This is a genomic window from Phyllobacterium ifriqiyense (assembly GCF_030817885.1).
Taxonomy (GTDB): Bacteria; Pseudomonadota; Alphaproteobacteria; order Rhizobiales; family Rhizobiaceae; genus Phyllobacterium; species Phyllobacterium ifriqiyense.
In genome coordinates this window covers 3,099,569-3,117,341 of record NZ_JAUSZT010000003.1, presented here as the reverse complement: position 1 = coordinate 3,117,341, position 17,773 = coordinate 3,099,569, and the positions used below count along the sequence as shown (strand labels likewise).

General features: G+C 52.0%; 15 protein-coding genes and 1 riboswitch. Of the genes, 8 read left to right on the top strand and 7 right to left on the bottom strand.

The features are described 5' to 3' along the window. Positions 1 to 15 precede the first annotated feature (15 nt). The 4 genes from QFZ34_RS22825 to QFZ34_RS22810 all read right to left on the bottom strand — a co-directional run bounded on the left by QFZ34_RS22825 (position 16) and on the right by QFZ34_RS22810 (position 4,834). Positions 16 to 1,596 carry a trimethylamine methyltransferase family protein gene (locus QFZ34_RS22825; protein WP_307285945.1) on the bottom strand — a complete coding sequence of 527 codons (1,581 nt, stop codon included), beginning with the start codon at positions 1,594 to 1,596 and terminating at the stop codon, positions 16 to 18. Positions 1,597 to 1,754: 158 nt separating this feature from the next. Then, the gene (locus QFZ34_RS22820) at positions 1,755 to 2,810 is read right to left on the bottom strand and encodes a quaternary amine ABC transporter ATP-binding protein (protein ID WP_370878870.1); all 1,056 of its coding nucleotides are present in this window, start codon (positions 2,808 to 2,810) and stop codon (positions 1,755 to 1,757) included. A 7-nt stretch (positions 2,811 to 2,817) separates the two neighbouring features. Continuing rightward, positions 2,818 to 3,705 (bottom strand): ABC transporter permease, encoded by an 888-nt coding sequence (locus tag QFZ34_RS22815; protein ID WP_115052665.1) that lies wholly within the window; start codon positions 3,703 to 3,705, stop codon positions 2,818 to 2,820. A gap of 124 nt (positions 3,706 to 3,829) precedes the next feature. Continuing rightward, complete coding sequence (locus QFZ34_RS22810; RefSeq protein WP_115052666.1) at positions 3,830 to 4,834, bottom strand: ABC transporter substrate-binding protein; 1,005 nt, start codon at positions 4,832 to 4,834, stop codon at positions 3,830 to 3,832. A 573-nt stretch (positions 4,835 to 5,407) separates the two neighbouring features. On the opposite strand from QFZ34_RS22810, the gene QFZ34_RS22805 reads away from it, so the two are divergent. Then, positions 5,408 to 5,545: a hypothetical protein gene (locus QFZ34_RS22805; RefSeq protein WP_163025467.1), complete on the top strand. Its 138-nt coding sequence runs from the start codon at positions 5,408 to 5,410 to the stop codon at positions 5,543 to 5,545. Positions 5,546 to 5,856: 311 nt separating this feature from the next. On the opposite strand, the gene mmsB is transcribed toward QFZ34_RS22805, so the two are convergent. After that, positions 5,857 to 6,747, bottom strand: coding sequence for a 3-hydroxyisobutyrate dehydrogenase (mmsB, locus tag QFZ34_RS22800; RefSeq protein WP_115052669.1), 891 nt, complete (start codon positions 6,745 to 6,747; stop codon positions 5,857 to 5,859). Between the two features lie 27 nt (positions 6,748 to 6,774). Beyond that, a complete protein-coding gene (locus QFZ34_RS22795) occupies positions 6,775 to 7,941 on the bottom strand; it encodes an isobutyryl-CoA dehydrogenase (protein ID WP_115052670.1) in 1,167 nt (388 codons plus the stop codon). A gap of 108 nt (positions 7,942 to 8,049) precedes the next feature. Here QFZ34_RS22795 and QFZ34_RS22790 point away from each other — a divergent pair, with 108 nt between their 5' ends. The 7 genes from QFZ34_RS22790 to cobO all read left to right on the top strand — a co-directional run bounded on the left by QFZ34_RS22790 (position 8,050) and on the right by cobO (position 16,869). Next, entirely contained in the window at positions 8,050 to 9,507 is a 1,458-nt protein-coding gene (locus tag QFZ34_RS22790) for a cobyric acid synthase (RefSeq protein ID WP_307285931.1), read from the top strand. A 60-nt stretch (positions 9,508 to 9,567) separates the two neighbouring features. After that, a riboswitch (cobalamin riboswitch) is annotated at positions 9,568 to 9,800 on the top strand. Between the two features lie 49 nt (positions 9,801 to 9,849). Beyond that, positions 9,850 to 10,029 (top strand): CbtB domain-containing protein, encoded by a 180-nt coding sequence (locus QFZ34_RS22785; RefSeq protein ID WP_115052672.1) that lies wholly within the window; start codon positions 9,850 to 9,852, stop codon positions 10,027 to 10,029. A 125-nt stretch (positions 10,030 to 10,154) separates the two neighbouring features. After that, complete coding sequence (locus tag QFZ34_RS22780) at positions 10,155 to 10,880, top strand: CbtA family protein (protein ID WP_307285923.1); 726 nt, start codon at positions 10,155 to 10,157, stop codon at positions 10,878 to 10,880. Further along, on the top strand, positions 10,880 to 11,404 hold the full coding sequence (cobU, locus tag QFZ34_RS22775; protein ID WP_307285921.1) for a bifunctional adenosylcobinamide kinase/adenosylcobinamide-phosphate guanylyltransferase: 525 nt from the start codon (positions 10,880 to 10,882) through the stop codon (positions 11,402 to 11,404). The genes QFZ34_RS22780 and cobU overlap by 1 nt, the downstream gene beginning before the upstream one ends. A 4-nt stretch (positions 11,405 to 11,408) precedes the next feature. Continuing rightward, positions 11,409 to 12,461: a cobalamin biosynthesis protein CobW gene (cobW, locus tag QFZ34_RS22770; protein ID WP_115052675.1), complete on the top strand. Its 1,053-nt coding sequence runs from the start codon at positions 11,409 to 11,411 to the stop codon at positions 12,459 to 12,461. A gap of 11 nt (positions 12,462 to 12,472) precedes the next feature. Further along, positions 12,473 to 16,204 carry a cobaltochelatase subunit CobN gene (cobN, locus tag QFZ34_RS22765; RefSeq protein ID WP_307285918.1) on the top strand — a complete coding sequence of 1,244 codons (3,732 nt, stop codon included), beginning with the start codon at positions 12,473 to 12,475 and terminating at the stop codon, positions 16,202 to 16,204. A gap of 26 nt (positions 16,205 to 16,230) precedes the next feature. After that, positions 16,231 to 16,869, top strand: a complete 639-nt coding sequence (gene cobO, locus QFZ34_RS22760) for a cob(I)yrinic acid a,c-diamide adenosyltransferase (protein ID WP_115052677.1) — start codon at positions 16,231 to 16,233, stop codon at positions 16,867 to 16,869. Between the two features lie 40 nt (positions 16,870 to 16,909). Here the strand turns inward: cobO and QFZ34_RS22755 are convergent, their stop codons facing one another. Continuing rightward, positions 16,910 to 17,701: a TSUP family transporter gene (locus QFZ34_RS22755; RefSeq protein WP_115052678.1), complete on the bottom strand. Its 792-nt coding sequence runs from the start codon at positions 17,699 to 17,701 to the stop codon at positions 16,910 to 16,912. Positions 17,702 to 17,773: the final 72 nt, after the last annotated feature.

Below are 17,773 nucleotides of genomic sequence, written 5' to 3'. Positions count from 1 at the left end.
AACTGAGTCAGCCAATTAGAAGTCGGTTGGAGCGCCGCCTTCAGACTTTCGTTTGGCTACGAAAGCATCAATTTCTTCTTCGATAGCCGGGTTGATCGTAGGTTTGACATAGGTTGCGAGCCGCTCTTTCCAGACCCGGTTTGCGCGCTCGATCGCTGTGGGGGATCCAGCTTCCTGCCAACTCTCGTAATTGCGCCAATCAGAGATGATTGGAGCATAGAAGGCTGTTTTGTAGCGCGATTGCGTGTGCGCCGTGCCAAAGAAATGTCCACCGGGTCCAACATCGCGCATAGCTTCGACGCCAAGCGCATCGTCAGACAGATCAAGCGGGGTCAGAAATTCCGCCACCATTTGCAAGAGGTCGAAATCCAGGATCATTTTTTCGTAGGAGCAGCACAACCCGCCCTCGAGCCAGCCTGCTGAATGCAGCATGAAATTCGCGCCGCCTTGAATGGCTCCCCAAAGCGAAAAAACCGACTCATAGGCTGCCTGTGCATCGACCGTATTGGCCGCGCAAACATTGGAGGTGCGATAAGGAATGCCGTAGCGGCGGGCCAGTTGGCCGCCGACCATCTGCGCTTTCATGTATTCAGGTGTACCGAAGGCAGGAGCTCCGGATTTCATATCGACATTGGAGGTAAATCCTCCATAGCCGACAGGAGCGCCCTTCTTGACCATTTGAGTGAAAGAAATTCCCGCTAATGCTTCTGCATTTTGCTGCACCAATGCGCCGGCAATGGTAACCGGAGCCATTGCTCCGGCAAGTGTGAACGGTGTTACAATAACGATCTGACCGTTACCAGACATCTGGATAATGCCTTCCATCATCGGGATATCCAGTTTAAGCGGGGAGTTGGTATTGATAATCGTGTAGCAGGAGGCTTCCTCCTGTAATTGTTCACGGCTGATGCCACGGGCGATCCGTGCAATCTCTATTCCGTCTTCATTGCGTTCCTTACCGAGCGAATAAATATGGAATGGTTTATCTGTGAGCGTCGCAAGATCGCGGATGCATTCCAGGTGTCGCACAGACGGATGGATATCAATGGGTTCGACCGGATAACCACCCGTCGCATTGATGATATTATGCATCTGCGCCAGTTTGAGGAAATTGCGGAAATCCGCTTGATTGCCCGAGCGCCTGCCACTGTCTGTATCAGAACAATTTGGTGCTGAACCCATTTGTGCAAAAATAAGGTTATTGCCGCCAAAACGGACATTATGCGCCGGATTGCGCGCGTGAAGTGTGAATTCGGATGGCGCATGTCCCACATATTCAAGGATCATATCCCTGTCGAAATGGACGCGTGCAGTGCCGGGGCGCACGTCAGCACCGGCCTGCTTCATGATGTCCCGGGCGCCATCATGCAGAACGTCAACGCCAATCTCTTGCAAGACTCTCAGCGAAGCATTGTGTATCGATTCCAGCTCATCATCGGAGACCACTTTGGTCGGTGTCAGGGGAATTTTAAGCTGACGAGGGGGCGGCTGGTCGAAAGCGCCGCTTTCAATGCTGCGTGGGCGGGATCGGCCTCCGCGTCTACCATGATCTCGCGATGAACCAGTGTTTTCGATTTCAATCGCAGGTTCGCTCATAATGCATGCCCTCTATGACACCCTTGAAGGGCGATAGGATCACTATCGCCAGAGGTGAAAAAAGGATGCGTGGCGTGAGCGACTCCTTGGGCAAAGTAAACGACATTCGATGCTGATAAGGAGCGCTGTGCTTAACAGAGCGATCCTTTGTAAGCCTATTATTCGGCAGCAGCGGCGGTCAGATGACTGATCGGTGTAACCATTGCCTGAATAAGACTATTCATGCTCAGAACGCCCAGCGACTTACCATTTTCGTCAACCACGGTAGCGTATTGTTGGTTTGCGTCGGTCATGGTTTTGGCGGCTTCTTCCAGGGTAGTCCCGCTGGCAACCGAGACATGGCCCGCATCTGCGGGACCGCCGGTAGTTGTCGCAATGGTGTCCACCATGATCACGCGTCCGCGATTAACTTCCTTGACGAAGCTGGAGATATATTCATCGGCAGGCTGAAGAACGATGTCCTGTCCTGTCCCTTGCTGAATAACCTCGCCATCTCTCAAAATGGCAATACGGTCACCCAGGCGAAGCGCTTCATCAAGATCATGCGTGATGAAAACGATGGTCTTCTTGATCTCCTTTTGGAGATCCAGAAGGACAGACTGCATGTCCATGCGGATCAGCGGATCAAGTGCTGAAAATGCTTCGTCCATAAGCAGGATTGGCGCATCGTTTGTCAGCGCACGTGCAAGCCCGACACGTTGCTGCATACCACCGGAAAGTTGGTTCGGGTAGTTGTCCTCAAAGCCTTTGAGGCCGACCCGTTCAATCCAACGGCGCGCCTGTTCTTCCTGTTTATCGCGGGAAATGCCTTGGATTTCCAAGCCGTAGACGGTGTTGTCAAGAACTGTGCGGTGGGGCAACAGTGCGAACTTCTGGAAAACCATCGCAGTCTTGTGCCGGCGAAATTGGCGCAAATCGCTTTCGTTCATCTGGCAGACGTCCGTACCATCGATGATAACTTCACCGGCAGTTGGATCAATCAGGCGGTTGATGTGGCGAATGAGAGTGGATTTGCCAGAGCCGGATAGACCCATAACGACCTGAATTCCACCCGCGGGCATATCGATATTGATATCGCGGAGGCCAAGCACGTGGTGATGCTTCTCGTTGAGCTCTGTTTTGGTCATGCCGTTTTTTACGGCCTCGACATATGCAGATCCGCGCGAGCCAAAAATCTTGTAAAGATTCTTGATCTTGATTCCCGCGCCTTGAATTGTTTGATCAGCCATGGACGACCTCCTGATGTTTTTGAAGACGCTTGCCATAGGCCTGACTAACGCGGTCGAAGATGATGGCAATGCCGACAATGGCAAGGCCGTTGAAAAGACCAAGGGAGAAGAACTGTCCATTGACAGAACGCAGCACCGGTTGCCCAAGTCCCTGCACGCCAATCATTGAAGCAATGACCACCATGGCGAGCGCCATCATGATCGTTTGATTAATGCCAGCCATGATGGTTGGAAGGGCGAGGGGGATCTGTACGTTTTTCAGGCGCTGCCAGCTCGATGAACCGAATGCATCGGCAGCTTCCAACACGTCCTTATCCACAAGCCGGATACCCAGATTAGTCAGGCGGATCATTGGCGGGATGGCGTAAATCACCACAGCGATAAGTCCAGGAACTTTGCCAATACCGAGCAGCATGACCACCGGTATCAGGTATACGAAGCTCGGCATTGTCTGCATCACGTCAAGTATTGGATTAACGATCCTCTGGAAACTGTCGGATCGCGCCATGATAATGCCGATAGGGATGCCAACGACGATGGATACGACTGTTCCAACAAAGATCATTGCGATGGTTTTCATCGCATCGCTCCACATATCGAAATAGCCGATCAGAAGCAGTGTAAGGATTGTTCCGGCCACGATCTTCCAGTTGCGGCTGGCAAGCCAGGCTATGCCTGCAATGAGCAGTACCATGATGGGCCAAGGCGTGCCTGTCATGAAACGTTCTGCTTGAATCAGAAAGTACTGCAGGGGCTCAAAGAATGATTCAATGATGTCGCCATATTCGCGCGTGAAAGCCTTAAAGCCCTCATCCATCGTTTTTTTCAAATTACGCAGCGTCTCATCATTCATGTTCGGGAATGAGTAGAACCAATCCATGCGTTGGTACCCCTTCTAAAGTCAAAAAAAGCATGGCTTTTTCATACGACCTTGCTGGCTGAATGCTGAGGCATCCAACCTGATTAAGATTGCTTGCGGCGGAGCTTGCTCCGCCGCAATTCAACTATTTAACTGCAGCCTTGATTTTCTCGGCAGCTTCAGGGGAAACCCACTTCGTCCAGGTTGCCTCGTTGTTCTGCAGGTAATATTTAGCACCGTCTTCGCCAGTGGCTTGATTGTCGACCATCCACGCGAGAAGCTTGTTTGTTTCTTCGGTCGAAATCTGACGCTTTTTCAGGTACTCAAAGGCTGGTCCAGCACGTTCAGAGAATTTTTTGGTGACGATCGTGTAAATGTCAGCAATCGGCCAACCATTTGGTTTTGGATCCGGGCAATCTGCGATGGAATTGCAGCGGTTCCATTCCTTTTCATCCCATGGAACGCCATTGTCCAACTTTACCATCGGATATTTGCCGAGAATGGCTGTCGGACCCCAGTAGTAGCCAAGCCAAGGCTCTTTGCGTTCGTAAGCTTTCGCTATCGAGCCATCAAGACCGGCTGCTGAGCCTGTGTCGACAAGTGTGAAACCATTCTTGTCGCCCTCATAAGCCTTATAAAAGTTAGCGGTCGTGATCTGGCATGCCCAGCCTGATGGGCAATTATAGACGGCTCCCTTTTTAGGGTCTTCAGGCGAGGGGAACAATTCCGGATGCTTCATCGCGTCGGCGATGGTCTTGATATCCGGATGAGCATCAGCAAAATATTTGGGTACCCACCAGCTTTCAGTGCCGCCTTCAGTGATGGCTGGCGCTGCATAGACCAGCTTGTTCTCTTTGACAGCTTTTTCAAGCGGCTCGCGAACAGCATTCAACCAGCCTTCCGGTGCGATATCAGGCTGCCCTTTTTCGATCATGGAGGTAAAGGTCGGCACAGTGTCGCCTGCAACAAGCTCTGCATCGCAGCCATAGCCTTCGGTCAAGATTATCTTGTCGAGGTTGGCCAAGGCTTCGGCTGACTGCCAGTTCATGTTTGCGATTGTAACCGTACCGCAATCTTCGGCTGCTGAAGCTGATCCGGCATAACCGAATAATCCAGCTGCCAATATAGTTGAAGCAAGTAGCTTCTTCATGTTCTTAGTCTCCCACTCTTTTTTGACAGTTCACCCGAATGCGAATTTACCCGGTACTGCCATTACCAGTCATTCGCTTATGTGCCATTTGGCATCGTTATCCCGACAGAATGCAATGCTTTGATTGAATAAATGCGGTGTATCGCGACAAGGCCTATCGATAAAACGACGCCGGAAAAATGAATGAGGTGCCAAAACAACAATGCTCATAATGGCATCGTAACAAACCAATAGATGAAAGATCAACGCTTTCAGTGATTTTCTTTCAAAAGTTGATGTCGGTACGTGCCGATATCATCCCGTTACGGTTTTTTAGCTGCAACGACATGGCGCGCTAAATGCAGACACTGTGGGCAGTTCTCGACTTTCCTGTTAGCGCCATGCGCCGTCCGGAGGTTTTTCTGTTGAAAACGCCCGCAGGGGAGCGCAGTTAACGCGAACTTTCATGGGTGCCATGCATTTTTGACGTGGCTACTAACGTAAATGCGACAAGGTATGACGAATTACCGTGATCAAACTTTAAGCAATAAGCGCATTTGGAGTGCAACAACAGTTTCTCTTCGAGGTGCAGAAATGCTTTACATTTTCAATCGGAATAACGGCGTCCACATAGCGTGGAATGCAACTGAAAAGCGCGATACACCGCGCACCAATGCCAAGAGCGGCGTTGTGTCAGCTCTGTCATTCATCTGGACACGTTCGGCAGGCTAATTGTCATTGACTTGCATGAAGCCGTTGCCTCGCCGGGTGACGGCTTTTTGTCATTCGAATTAGGCTTTGGTGCGAATAACAAAAAACCGCTCTGCTCATTACAAAGCAGCGCGGTTTTTGCCAAAATAGATGTGGTATCTGTCGATTGATAAATTCGGCAGGAGATCCAACCCCGGTACGCAATACCTGATCCGGAGCGGTGAGCAGGGTCTTGATCTACTCACCCCTAAAGTTTTAACCGGACATCCTTACCGCCAGGTTATCGAGAACTTAATTAAACCTAAATTTTGCGAATTTCCGCATATGTGAGGTCAATCTTTGCGCTGAGTTGTGCGAAGATGATTGATGATGGCTGAAAAGTCCGAGCCTTCATTTCCCGCGGCACCAAATTCCGCATAGATGGCTTCAGCATGCGAGCCAAGTGGTGTCGCAGCGCCTACACTTTTCGCAGCGTCCTGTGCAAGCTTCAAATCCTTTAGCATCAACGCAGCGGCAAATCCCGGTTTGTAATCATTATTGGCGGGGGATGTGGCAACCGGCCCTGGAACGGGACAGTAGGTCGTTAGCGACCAGCATTGACCGGAGGAGGTGGAGGCGACATCGAAAAGTGCCTGATGGGAAAGTCCCAGCTTTTCCGCCAATGTGAAAGCCTCGCTAACGCCGATCATGGAAATGCCGAGGATCATATTGTTACAGATTTTTGCCGCTTGACCGTTCCCGGCATCACCGCAATGGACAATTTTTGCGCCCATGTGTTTCAAGACTGACTCGGCTTTGGAAAATGCTTCGGCACTACCTCCAACCATAAAAGTCAAAGTGCCAGCCGCCGCGCCGCCGATACCGCCGGAAACAGGCGCGTCAACGGAAAGCAGCCCATTCTTGTGGGCGATCTCATGTGCTTTGCGCGCAGAATCGACGTCAATCGTCGATGAATCGATAAACAGCGCATTCTGTTTTGCTGCTTTTGTCACGGATTCGTAGACTGAGAGAACGTGTTTCCCGGCTGGCAGCATGGTGATGACCACATCTGCATCAGCAACAGCGAACTCTGCGCTTGAGGCTACTGTCACGCCGTTGGCCGTGGCAACAGCCAAATTGTCTGGCAAAAGATCAAAACCGAGAACTGTATGTCCAGCTTTGACCAGATTGGCGGCCATGGGGTTGCCCATATGTCCTAGGCCGATAAAGGCGATTATTGTCATCGCAGCACTCTCCCTGAATATCTTGTTTTAGTTTTTGATCATATGCCGCGCGATGATCACCCGCATAATCTCATTGGTGCCTTCCAATATCTGATGGACGCGCAGGTCACGAACGATTTTTTCAACGCCGTAATCATGCAAATAGCCGTAGCCACCATGGATTTGAAGCGCGTCATTGGCGATATCAAAGCCTTTATCGGTTACAAAACGCTTTGCCATGGCTGACCACTTGGACGCGTCATGGGCCTTCGCATCGAGTTTTGAGGCAGCTGTGTAGAGCAGCATTCGCGCGGCTGAAAGATCCGTCTCCATGTCAGCAAGCTTGAACTGCAATGCCTGAAACTGATTGATGGCCTTACCGAATGCTTTGCGCTCGGAAGCATAAGCAACCGCTTTGTCGAGTGCCGATTGAGCTCCACCCAAGGAGCACGCCGCGATATTCAGACGGCCACCATCAAGCCCTCCCATGGCTATTTTAAATCCATCACCCTCAGCACCAAGCCGATTTGCTACAGGAACCCGGCAATTATCGAATAAAACTGTGCGGGTGGACTGGGCATTCCAACCCATCTTGAATTCATTTGCGCCAAATGACAGGCCCGGAGCATCCTTGGGAATGATCAGTGCGGAAATGCCCTTTGGTCCGGATTCGCCGGTGCGCACCATGGTGACATAAATATCGCTATCGCCTGCGCCGGATATGAATTGTTTAGCACCATTTAAAACGTAATGATCGCCATCCAGAACAGCTGTAGTTTTCAACGCCGCCGCATCGGAACCGGAGTTCGGTTCCGTCAGGCAATAGCTGCCCAGCCACTCCATAGACGTCAACTTGGGCACAAATTCTTGTCGTTGAGCTTGTGTTCCGAACAGGTCGATCATCCATGTCGACATATTGTGAATTGATATAAATGCTGAGAAGGCAGGGCAGGCCATTGAAAGAGCTTCAAATATCAGCACGGCATCAAGCCGTTTCAAACCCGATCCGCCAACATCCTCGCGCACATAAATGCCACCCATGCCCAGCGGACCTGTCTCGCGAATGACATCGGCGGGAAAATGCTTGTCGCGGTCCCAAGCGAGTGCCTTCGGTGCTACCCGATCAGCCGCAAAAGCGCGTGCCATATCCTGAATTGCCAGTTGATCATCATTGAGTTCAAATTGACCGGCCGCCGCATCAACGACTGCATCCATTATAGTTCCTCCCGAATATTGCTACCGGTCACTCTATCGGATGCGCGTAAGCGCGCAACGGCTTGCATGGGACTAGGAAGAGAAAGACATATCCGCTACTCAAAGCCCATGACACACGCAATCATGTTGCAAGGAACTGGCTCTGACGTTGGCAAATCCGTTTTGGTGGCGGGATTGTGCCGTCTGGCGCGCAATCGCGGTTTGAGGGTTTTTCCATTCAAGCCGCAAAACATGTCGAACAATGCTGCTGTTAGCGATGATGGTGGTGAGATTGGCCGGGCGCAATGGTTGCAAGCGCTGGCTTGTGGCGTGCCCTCGTCGGTTCACATGAATCCGGTATTGCTGAAGCCTCAGTCAGAAACGGGCAGCCAAATCATTGTCCAGGGTAAAGTTTGGGGACAGGCGAAGGGCAAGGATTATCAGCAATACAAGGCGGGATTGCTGAATGCGGTTATGGAGTCGTGGGATATCGTTCGTGCCGATGCGGACATAGTCATCGTTGAAGGAGCTGGATCGCCCGCAGAAATCAATCTGCGATCAGGGGACATCGCCAATATGGGCTTTGCCGTCAAAGCCAATGTGCCTGTGGTTCTGGTTGGCGATATTGATCGAGGCGGGGTGATAGCGTCGATTGTCGGCACGCACGCAATTCTTTCGCCTGAAGATCGGGATATGATTTCCGGTTATCTGATCAACAAGTTTCGTGGCGACATTTCGCTTTTCGATGACGGTTTGAAATCTATCACACAATTTACGGGCTGGCCGTCCTTCGGGGTTGTCCCTTGGTTGAAAGATGCCTCCCGTCTTCCGGCGGAAGACTCGGTTGTATTGGAACGGCTGGTCAAAGGTGATGGGCGGGCGTTGAAAATTGCCGTTCCAGTGCTTGATCGCATTGCCAATTTTGATGATTTCGATCCGCTAATAGCTGAACCGCAAGTCGAGGTCGTCATGATCAAAAGTGGCGAGCGAATCCCTGCAGATGCAGGTTTGGTCATTATTCCGGGCTCCAAATCCACCATTGGTGACCTTCAACGGTTCCGTGAAAATGGCTGGGACCACGATCTTGATCAGCACAGACGCAGAGGTGGTCATATTATCGGCATTTGTGGCGGCTTCCAGATGCTGGGTAAAACAGTATCTGATCCCCAAGGGATTGAAGGAAATATCAGGGAAATTAGAGGTCTTGGTTATCTCGATATCGATACAGTTATGGAGCCGGAGAAGACCGTGCGCAATGTCCAAGCCCGTTCATTGCAGTTTGACATACCGTTGAAGGGCTATGAGATTCACCTTGGTCGAACGACTGGCCCCGATTGCATCCGGCCAGCCGTGAATATTGATGGCATAGCGGATGGTGCAATATCCGCTGACGGCAAAGTATTCGGTACCTATATGCACGGGCTTTTCAACGCGGACGCATTCCGGGCAGCACTTTTAAAGTCCATGGGAATATCTGCTGGCGTTCTCGATTATCACGCTGGTGTAGATGCGGCGCTCGACTCCATTGCAGCGCAATTGGAGTCAGTTCTGGATATCGAGGCATTGTTTGCGCTTAAACGTGTCTGACGGCGTAGGCAGCGATCAAGGTGTCGCAGATTCGTTTGACTTTTAGAGCGCTTGGTGAATAACGTTCAGCAGATGATTGGTTCCCGCATTGGCCAAAGGCCAGGGATCAAAAGGGAATGCGACGGTCGTACCCATTAGGGCGACCCCACCGCAGCCGACCCCGCGACTGTAGAGCGGTTAGGGTATATGCCATGCTGAACGCGAAAGCGGACGGCAGTCACTGGGAAACCGGGAAGGCGGCATTTATCTTGCGACCCGCGAGCCAGGAGACCTGCCAATCACAGGGTAATAGTGCCCAAAACCGAGGGGGATTTTCCCTTCTGGCCCTGCACGGAGGTTGTTATGGCTACTGTTCGTACTTCTAATACGATTTCTCTCCCACTCGCATCGCGTCTGACGACGGCTGTTGTGTCATTGCTTCTCGGCGTGTTCATTATTTATGGCGTCGGTCTTTCACATTCTGAAACGCTGCATGACACAGCACACGACACCCGCCATTCATATGGATTTCCTTGCCATTGAGTCTTTGAAAGCTGAAATGCTGATTCAGCTATCGACCCTTAAGCATTGAAATAATGATGGTTTGTTTGGTCCGGGGCCTTTGCAGGTGCCCGGCGTCTCGCTTTTGGAATTGGGGAGTGGACTCCATGTTGGTCAAATATTTGCTGGCTACAATCATAGCCGGTCTGTTTGCCGGAATAATTCTAACACCGGCCATGTATGTAAAAAATGTACCGCTCATATTGCATGCGGAAGAGTATGAAAGTGCGGGTGGCGGAGGTCATTCCCATGATACGCCTGCCTCTGCGAGCGAATCTGCACCTGCGGCGGTTACTCCGCACGAACATGCGGAAGAGGCGGGTCCCGAACTGCCATTTGGACGTCTCGGTAATACGTTGTTGATCAATCTGGTGGCTGGAGCAGGCTTTGCGTTGATCACTGGTGCTGCGGCGCTTTTCCTCGGTCGTCGCATTACCCTTCAGAACGGAATCTATTGGGGGCTTGCAGGATTTTTCATCTTCAATTTTGCACCGGCGTTCAGCCTTGCCCCTGAATTGCCTGCTATGCCTGCAGCCGATCTGGCCATGCGGCAGACCTGGTGGCTGATAACTGTCATTCTGACGGCGGGCGGCGTCTATCTGATCGTACTGCGTGAGCAGATTTGGGCTAAGCTTCTTGGTGTTATATTGATTGTCGCTCCCCATATTTATGGCGCACCGGAAGCAGAAGATCTGACATCAGCGGTGCCTCCGACACTTGCCTCAGAGTTTGCCGTCTCAGCACTGGCAACCAATCTCTTCTTCTGGGTTGTACTTGGTACTGCACTGGGCTGGGCAATTCAGAATTATGCTTCATCGGAGCTTGAGCAGTAATGCAACCGCTGGAACGCGAAATTACCTTTATTCTTGGAGGCGCGCGTTCCGGCAAATCGTCCTTTGCCGAAGGTCTGATCGAATCATCCGGGCGGGATGCTATTTATCTTGCCACCGGCAGAGCGTGGGATGATGAAATGTCCGAGCGAATTGGGCATCATAGAGCGCGGCGCGGATCCCGATGGATTACAGTTGAAGAACCAATTGATCTGGCCGGAAAACTGGAAAGTCTTGCTGGTGTCGAAAAGGCAATCCTGGTCGATTGCCTTACACTGTGGCTGACCAATTTAATGATGGCCGAACGTGATATCGATGCCGAAATAACACGTCTGATAAACACACTGAGCCATCTCGCGGGTGCCATTGTTCTGGTTTCCAATGAGGTTGGTCTAGGAATAGTACCGGAAAACCGCATGGCGCGTGAGTTTCGTGATCACGCAGGCCGATTGCATCAAGCCGTGGCTGCCGCTGCGGCAAAAGTCTATTTCGTGGCAGCAGGACTGCCGCTCAAAATGAAGGGATAACAAAATGCAGGGTCACAAGATTCCGGCAACGGTCATCACTGGCTTTCTCGGTTCGGGCAAGACTACCATGATCCGAAATCTGCTCGAAAATGCCAATGGCAAGCGCATCGCGCTGATCATCAACGAATTTGGTGATCTTGGCGTTGACGGGAATTTGCTCAAAGGCTGCGGTATCGAAGCGTGCCGCGACGAAGATATGATCGAACTTAACAATGGCTGCATTTGCTGCACCGTGGCCGATGATTTCATTCCCACCATGACCAAGCTTCTGGATCGACCTGATCGCTTTGATCACATTGTCATTGAAACGTCCGGTCTTGCTCTTCCACAGCCGCTGGTTGCCGCTTTTAACTGGCCGGAAATCAAGACACAGGTAACCGTTGATGGCGTTGTTACCGTTATTGATGCTGCCGCCGTGTCGGAAGGCCGTTTTGCAGATGATCACGATAAGGTTGATGCTCAGCGCGAGCAGGACGAGTCACTTGATCACGACAGCCCGCTGGAAGAGCTGTTCGAGGATCAAATTCGCGCCGCCGATCTTATTGTTCTGAATAAGACCGATCTTATTGACGAAGCTCAACTTGCCGGGGTCAAGAGTGACGTGCAGAGCCGCTCATCGCGTTCACTTAACATGGTTTCGGCTAGCTTTGGCAAGCTTAGCAATCAACTCCTACTTGGACTTGGTATTGGCACCGAAGAGGATATTGCGAACCGTAAGTCCCATCACGAGATGGAACATGAGGCAGGCGAAGAGCATGATCACGATGAATTTGAAAGCTTTGTCGTTGGGCTTGGGCCGGTTGCAGAGCCCAAATCATTTGTTGAGAAGTTGAAGCATGTCATCGTCGATCATGATGTCCTGCGGCTCAAAGGTTTCGTTGATGTACCCGGCAAGCCTATGCGCCTGGTCATTCAAGCCGTCGGATCACGCATCGAGCATTATTTTGATCGTAGCTGGAATCCGGGCGAAGAACGCCAGACAAGGCTCGTTGTTATTGGCCTGCACGATATTGATTCAGCAGCCATTACATCAGCTGTTAATGCTGCCGCAGCCTGATCGGAAATTGAATGCATCTTCTGTTGGCTCAAAAAGGAACGATTGCTGAAGGCACCGAGGCAATTGATCTCGGCCAGACACCGGGAGATGTGCTGTTTCTTTCTGCTGCCGATACAGAACTTGCGAGCCTTGGTATGGCCCAACGGCAAGCTGGCAATGGCTTGTCGTTACGCTTGGCAAATATGATGGCGCTTGCGCATCCCATGTCCGTCGATGCCTATATCGAGCGGACAGCCCAATATTCCAAACTTATCGTTGTCAGGATTATCGGCGGCGAAAGCTATTGGCCTTACGGGTTGGAAGCGCTCCACGCCTGCGCTGTAAATCATAAGGTTCATTTGGCGGTTCTGCCGGGTGATGACAAGCCCGACCCGGGTCTGGACCGGTTTTCGACGGTTACGCGTCAGGATCGCGACGCTCTTTGGCATTACTTGCTGGAAGGTGGAGCGCAGAATGCGCATCGCTTTCTTGATTATTGCGCGGCAATGATCAATGGCGGAGACAAGCCGCAAGAGGCTGCACCATTGTTAAAGGCGGGCCTTTGGTGGCCGGGGAGCTCGGCTCCATCGCTAACCGAATTGCGCAAACACTGGGTGGCGGATGCTCCAATTGTTGCTATCTGCTTTTACAGGGCACTGGTGCAAAGCGGACAAATGCAACCCGTGGAAGCACTGGTTAGTGCGCTGAAGGCAAAGGGCCTTAACGCCTTGCCGGTTTTCGTTTCCAGCCTGAAAGATCCCGTCTCAGTTGCAACACTGACGGGTATTTTTAATGAAGCCGCGCCAGCAGTGGTCCTGAATGCAACCGGATTTGCGGTTTCGGTGCCCGGCGCGTCGCGTAAGCCCACCGTGCTTGAGCATGACGATGCTATGGTGCTGCAAGTCATCTTCTCAGGCTCAAGTGTCGATCAATGGCGCAATTCTGATCAGGGCCTTTCAGCGCGCGATCTGGCGATGAATGTTGCACTGCCCGAGATAGATGGCCGGGTTTTATCGCGCGCGGTGTCGTTCAAATCCGCACGCCATTATGATGAGGCGGTTCAGGCAAATATTGTTACGCATGAGCCTTTGGCCGATCGGGTTGAGTTCGTTGCAGCATTGGCTGCTGGCTGGGCTCGTCTTCGCGTCACAAAACCTGCCAAGCGTTTGACGGCATTGATCATGGCGAACTATCCAAATCGCGATGGTCGCCTTGGCAATGGCGTCGGCTTGGATACGCCAGCTGCAACGCGGCATATACTCGATAAAATGCGCGAGCATGGCTATCCGGTCGCCGATATTCCTGCCGATGGCGATGCTCTGATTAATCATTTGATGGCGGGACCAACCAATTCCGCGAATGATGGGCGCGAGGTGCGCGAAACGATTTCTCTGCGAGAATACAAGGACTTCTTCGATACTCTTCCTCAATTGATTCAGGCCGCAGTAGTCGAGCGTTGGGGCAAACCAGAAGCCGACCCGTATTTCATTGCAGGCGATAGCCTATTTGCGCTGCCTTTGGCGAGATACGGCGAAACTCTTGTCGGCATTCAGCCAGCTCGTGGTTATAATATTGACCCGAAAGAGACTTACCATTCGCCTGATCTTGTGCCGCCGCATGGTTATATCGCATTCTATGCCTATCTGCGGAGCGTGTATGGTGCCCATGCCATTGTACATGTCGGCAAGCATGGCAATCTGGAGTGGCTGCCGGGCAAATCCCTCGCGCTATCCGAAGCATGCTATCCAGAGGCGGTTTTAGGCCCTGTTCCCCATATCTATCCTTTTATCGTCAATGACCCAGGTGAGGGTACGCAGGCTAAACGCCGTTCATCGGCAGTTATTATCGATCATCTGACGCCGCCACTGACCCGTGCTGAAAGCTATGGGCCGTTAAAGGATCTCGAGGCGCTTGTTGACGAATACTACGAAGCCTCGGGCGTTGATCCGCGTCGTCTTGTGCGTCTAAAGGGACAAATTCTCGATCTCGTGCGCGATATTGGTCTCGACACGGATGCCGGCATTCATGACCATGATCCAGATGATCTCGCTCTGCAAAAACTTGATGCCTATCTCTGTGATCTCAAGGAAATGCAGATTCGCGATGGATTGCATATTTTCGGGCAATCCCCCAAAGGCAGCCTGTTAACCGATTTGGTTGTGGCTTTGGCGCGTGTACCCCGCGGTTCGGGGCATGGATCTGATCAAAGTCTGCAACGTGCGATTGCTTTGGATCTCAAACTCGATGGCTTTGACCCGCTTGATTGTGACATGGCCGCGCCATGGGAAGGTTTGCGTCCACAAGGCCTGAGAACTCTTTCCGATGCGTCTTGGCGTATCGCCGGGGACACGGTCGAGCGCATTGAAATCCTCGCGGCCGAGCTGGTGGCGGGTGAAGTTGAATGCCCTGAAGATTGGGTTGCGACTACGGCGGTGCTGGAAGGCATCCGCGACAATCTGCATCCGGCTGTTTCAGCATGTGGCGATGCAGAAATTAATGCACTTTTGACGGCACTTGACGGACGTTTTGTAGCACCGGGACCTTCGGGAGCACCAACACGCGGACGGCCGGACGTTTTGCCAACAGGCCGCAACTTTTTTTCCATTGATACACGCGCTGTGCCGACACCCGCCGCATGGGAACTGGGACAAAAATCTGCCGAGCTTTTGATCCGCCGATATACGCAAGATCATGGCGAATGGCCGACATCATTTGGTCTAACCGCTTGGGGCACGTCGAATATGCGCACTGGCGGAGATGATATTGCGCAGGCACTGGCGCTGATTGGAGTCAAACCCGTATGGGACATGGCATCCCGCCGGGTTACTGGATATGAAATCATTCCGATTGCTTTGCTGGGGCGTCCGCGCGTGGATATAACCTTGCGTATTTCCGGCTTTTTCCGGGATGCTTTTCCTGATCAAATTGCATTATTTGATACTGCCGTTCGTGCGGTGGGAGCATTGGACGAAGACGAGCAGGACAATCCTATTGCTGCGCGCATGCATAGTGAACAGGCGCGGTTGATTGCCGAAGGTGCCGACGAAAAGCTTGCCAAACAACGCGCGGGATTCCGTGTTTTTGGCTCAAAGCCGGGTGCTTATGGCGCGGGGCTGCAAGCGCTTATGGATGAGAATGATTGGGCGAAGCGCGATGATTTGGCCGAAGCGTGGCTGGTCTGGGGCGGCTACGCCTATGGTGCAGGCGAAGAGGGCAAGCCAGAGCGTGGCCTTCTCGAAGAACGATTGCGGACGGTAAATGCCGTTGTTCAAAATCAGGACAATCGGGAACATGATTTGCTTGATTCAGACGAGTATTACCAGTTTGAAGGTGGTATGTCGGCTGCGGTGGAGCTTGTGTCGGGCGAGCGGACCACGATCTACCACAATGATCATTCGCGCCCTGAAAAACCAGTCATCCGTACACTGGAAGAAGAGATTGCACGCACTGTGCGTGGGCGCGTGACAAACCCCAAATGGATTGCGGGTGTCATGCGTCATGGCTACAAGGGCGCTTTTGAAATGGCTGCCACAGTTGATTACCTGTTTGCTTTTGCCGCTACGACAGGGACTGTGGGCGATCACCATTTTGAGGCAGTCTATCAGGCATTTCTGGTGGATGACGATGTGAGGGCTTTTCTTGCTGAGAAAAACCCCCATGCGCTGCGTGATATCGCCGAGAAACTGGAAGCTGCCGTGAATCGTGGTTTCTGGTCGCCACGTTCCAATTCGGCACGATTTGAACTGAGTAAGCTTGCTGCTTGAGATTATGATTCGGAAGGACACGCCAAATGGCTGAAAAATCACAAAAATTACAGAACCTGACCGAAGAGGAAATCAACGAACGGCACGCAGACAAGATGCGTAAGAAAAAGGCCGTTCGCGACAAGATACAGGCCACGAAAACGGACGAGAAGGGCTTGGTCATTGTCAATACGGGCAAAGGCAAAGGCAAGTCCACCGCCGGTTTCGGTGTTGTCTTCCGCGCATTGGGGCACGGAATGAAAGTCGGCGTCATTCAGTTCGTGAAAGGCTCGTGGGATACGGGTGAGCGCTGGGTTCTCGAAAAGTTTCCGGAGCAAGTGACGATTTCTGCCATGGGCGAGGGGTTTACCTGGGAAACGCAGGACCGTGCACGTGACATTGCGATGGCGCGCAATGCGTGGGAGCAGGCAAAGGCGATGATATTGGATGACGAAACTGAGTTGGTGCTTTGTGACGAACTGAATATCGCGCTTCGATATGATTATCTGCCCGTCGATGAAATCATTGACGTCTTGAAACAGAAGCCGCACATGAAACATGTCATTATCACAGGTCGTAATGCCAAGGATGAGCTAATCGAGTTTGCCGACCTTGTGACGGAAATGGAAATGATCAAACATCCTTTCCGTGCGGGCATCAAAGCACAGAAGGGTATCGAGTTCTGATGATGTAAGACTGGCTGGTGTTGCCGCTTGAAGTCGGACTTTAGAACAAGTCCGACAGCCACACACGGACTGGATTGTCGCCGTCAAGCAGAAGCTTGGTTGCCAAGGCCAGACATACGATGATGAGAAGCGGCTTGATGATTTTCGCGCCATTTTTCATAGCCATGCCAGCGCCAATGCGTGCACCAATGAACTGCGCCACTCCCATTAATAAACCGATTTTCCAGTTGATTGCGCCAAGAAATGCAAATGTTATGAATCCGCCAAGATTTGACGAGAAGTTCAGCAGTTTCGTGTGAGCAGTGGCTTTCAACAGGCCAAAACCTGCAAGGGAAACAAAAGAAAGCATGAAGAACGAGCCCGTGCCGGGCCCGAAAAGCCCATCATAGAAGCCGATCAAGGGAACGATGCAAAGGCCAAAAATAAAGGGTGTAAGGCGTTGCGCCCTGTCCACATCGCCCATATTGGGTTTGACAGCAAAGTAAAGCGCGATTGCTATTAGCAACAATGGCAAAAACGCGCGCAGCACGTCTCCGGGCAAGAACCCGGCCAGCAGAGCACCCCCAACCGCTCCAAGCGCTGCCATCAAGGCTGACGGCAGCTGCTTTTTCAAATCGACATGGCCCTTTTGCGCGTATGCCACGGTTGCGGAGGCCGAACCAAAAAGCGATTGCAACTTGTTGGTCCCGAGCGATTCTATTGGTGACATACCGGCCAGCAATAGCGCAGGTACTGTTACCAATCCGCCTCCTCCCGCAATCGAGTCTATGAAGCCTGCCGCAAAGGCGGCAGCGATCAAAATCAAATGAACATTGTCGAAAAAGGCGGACATGGCGGGAGACTCGTTTGAACGAGGCGGACAATAGTTGGATTTTCGCGTTTGGCGAGCGGTTTTGCGGGACAG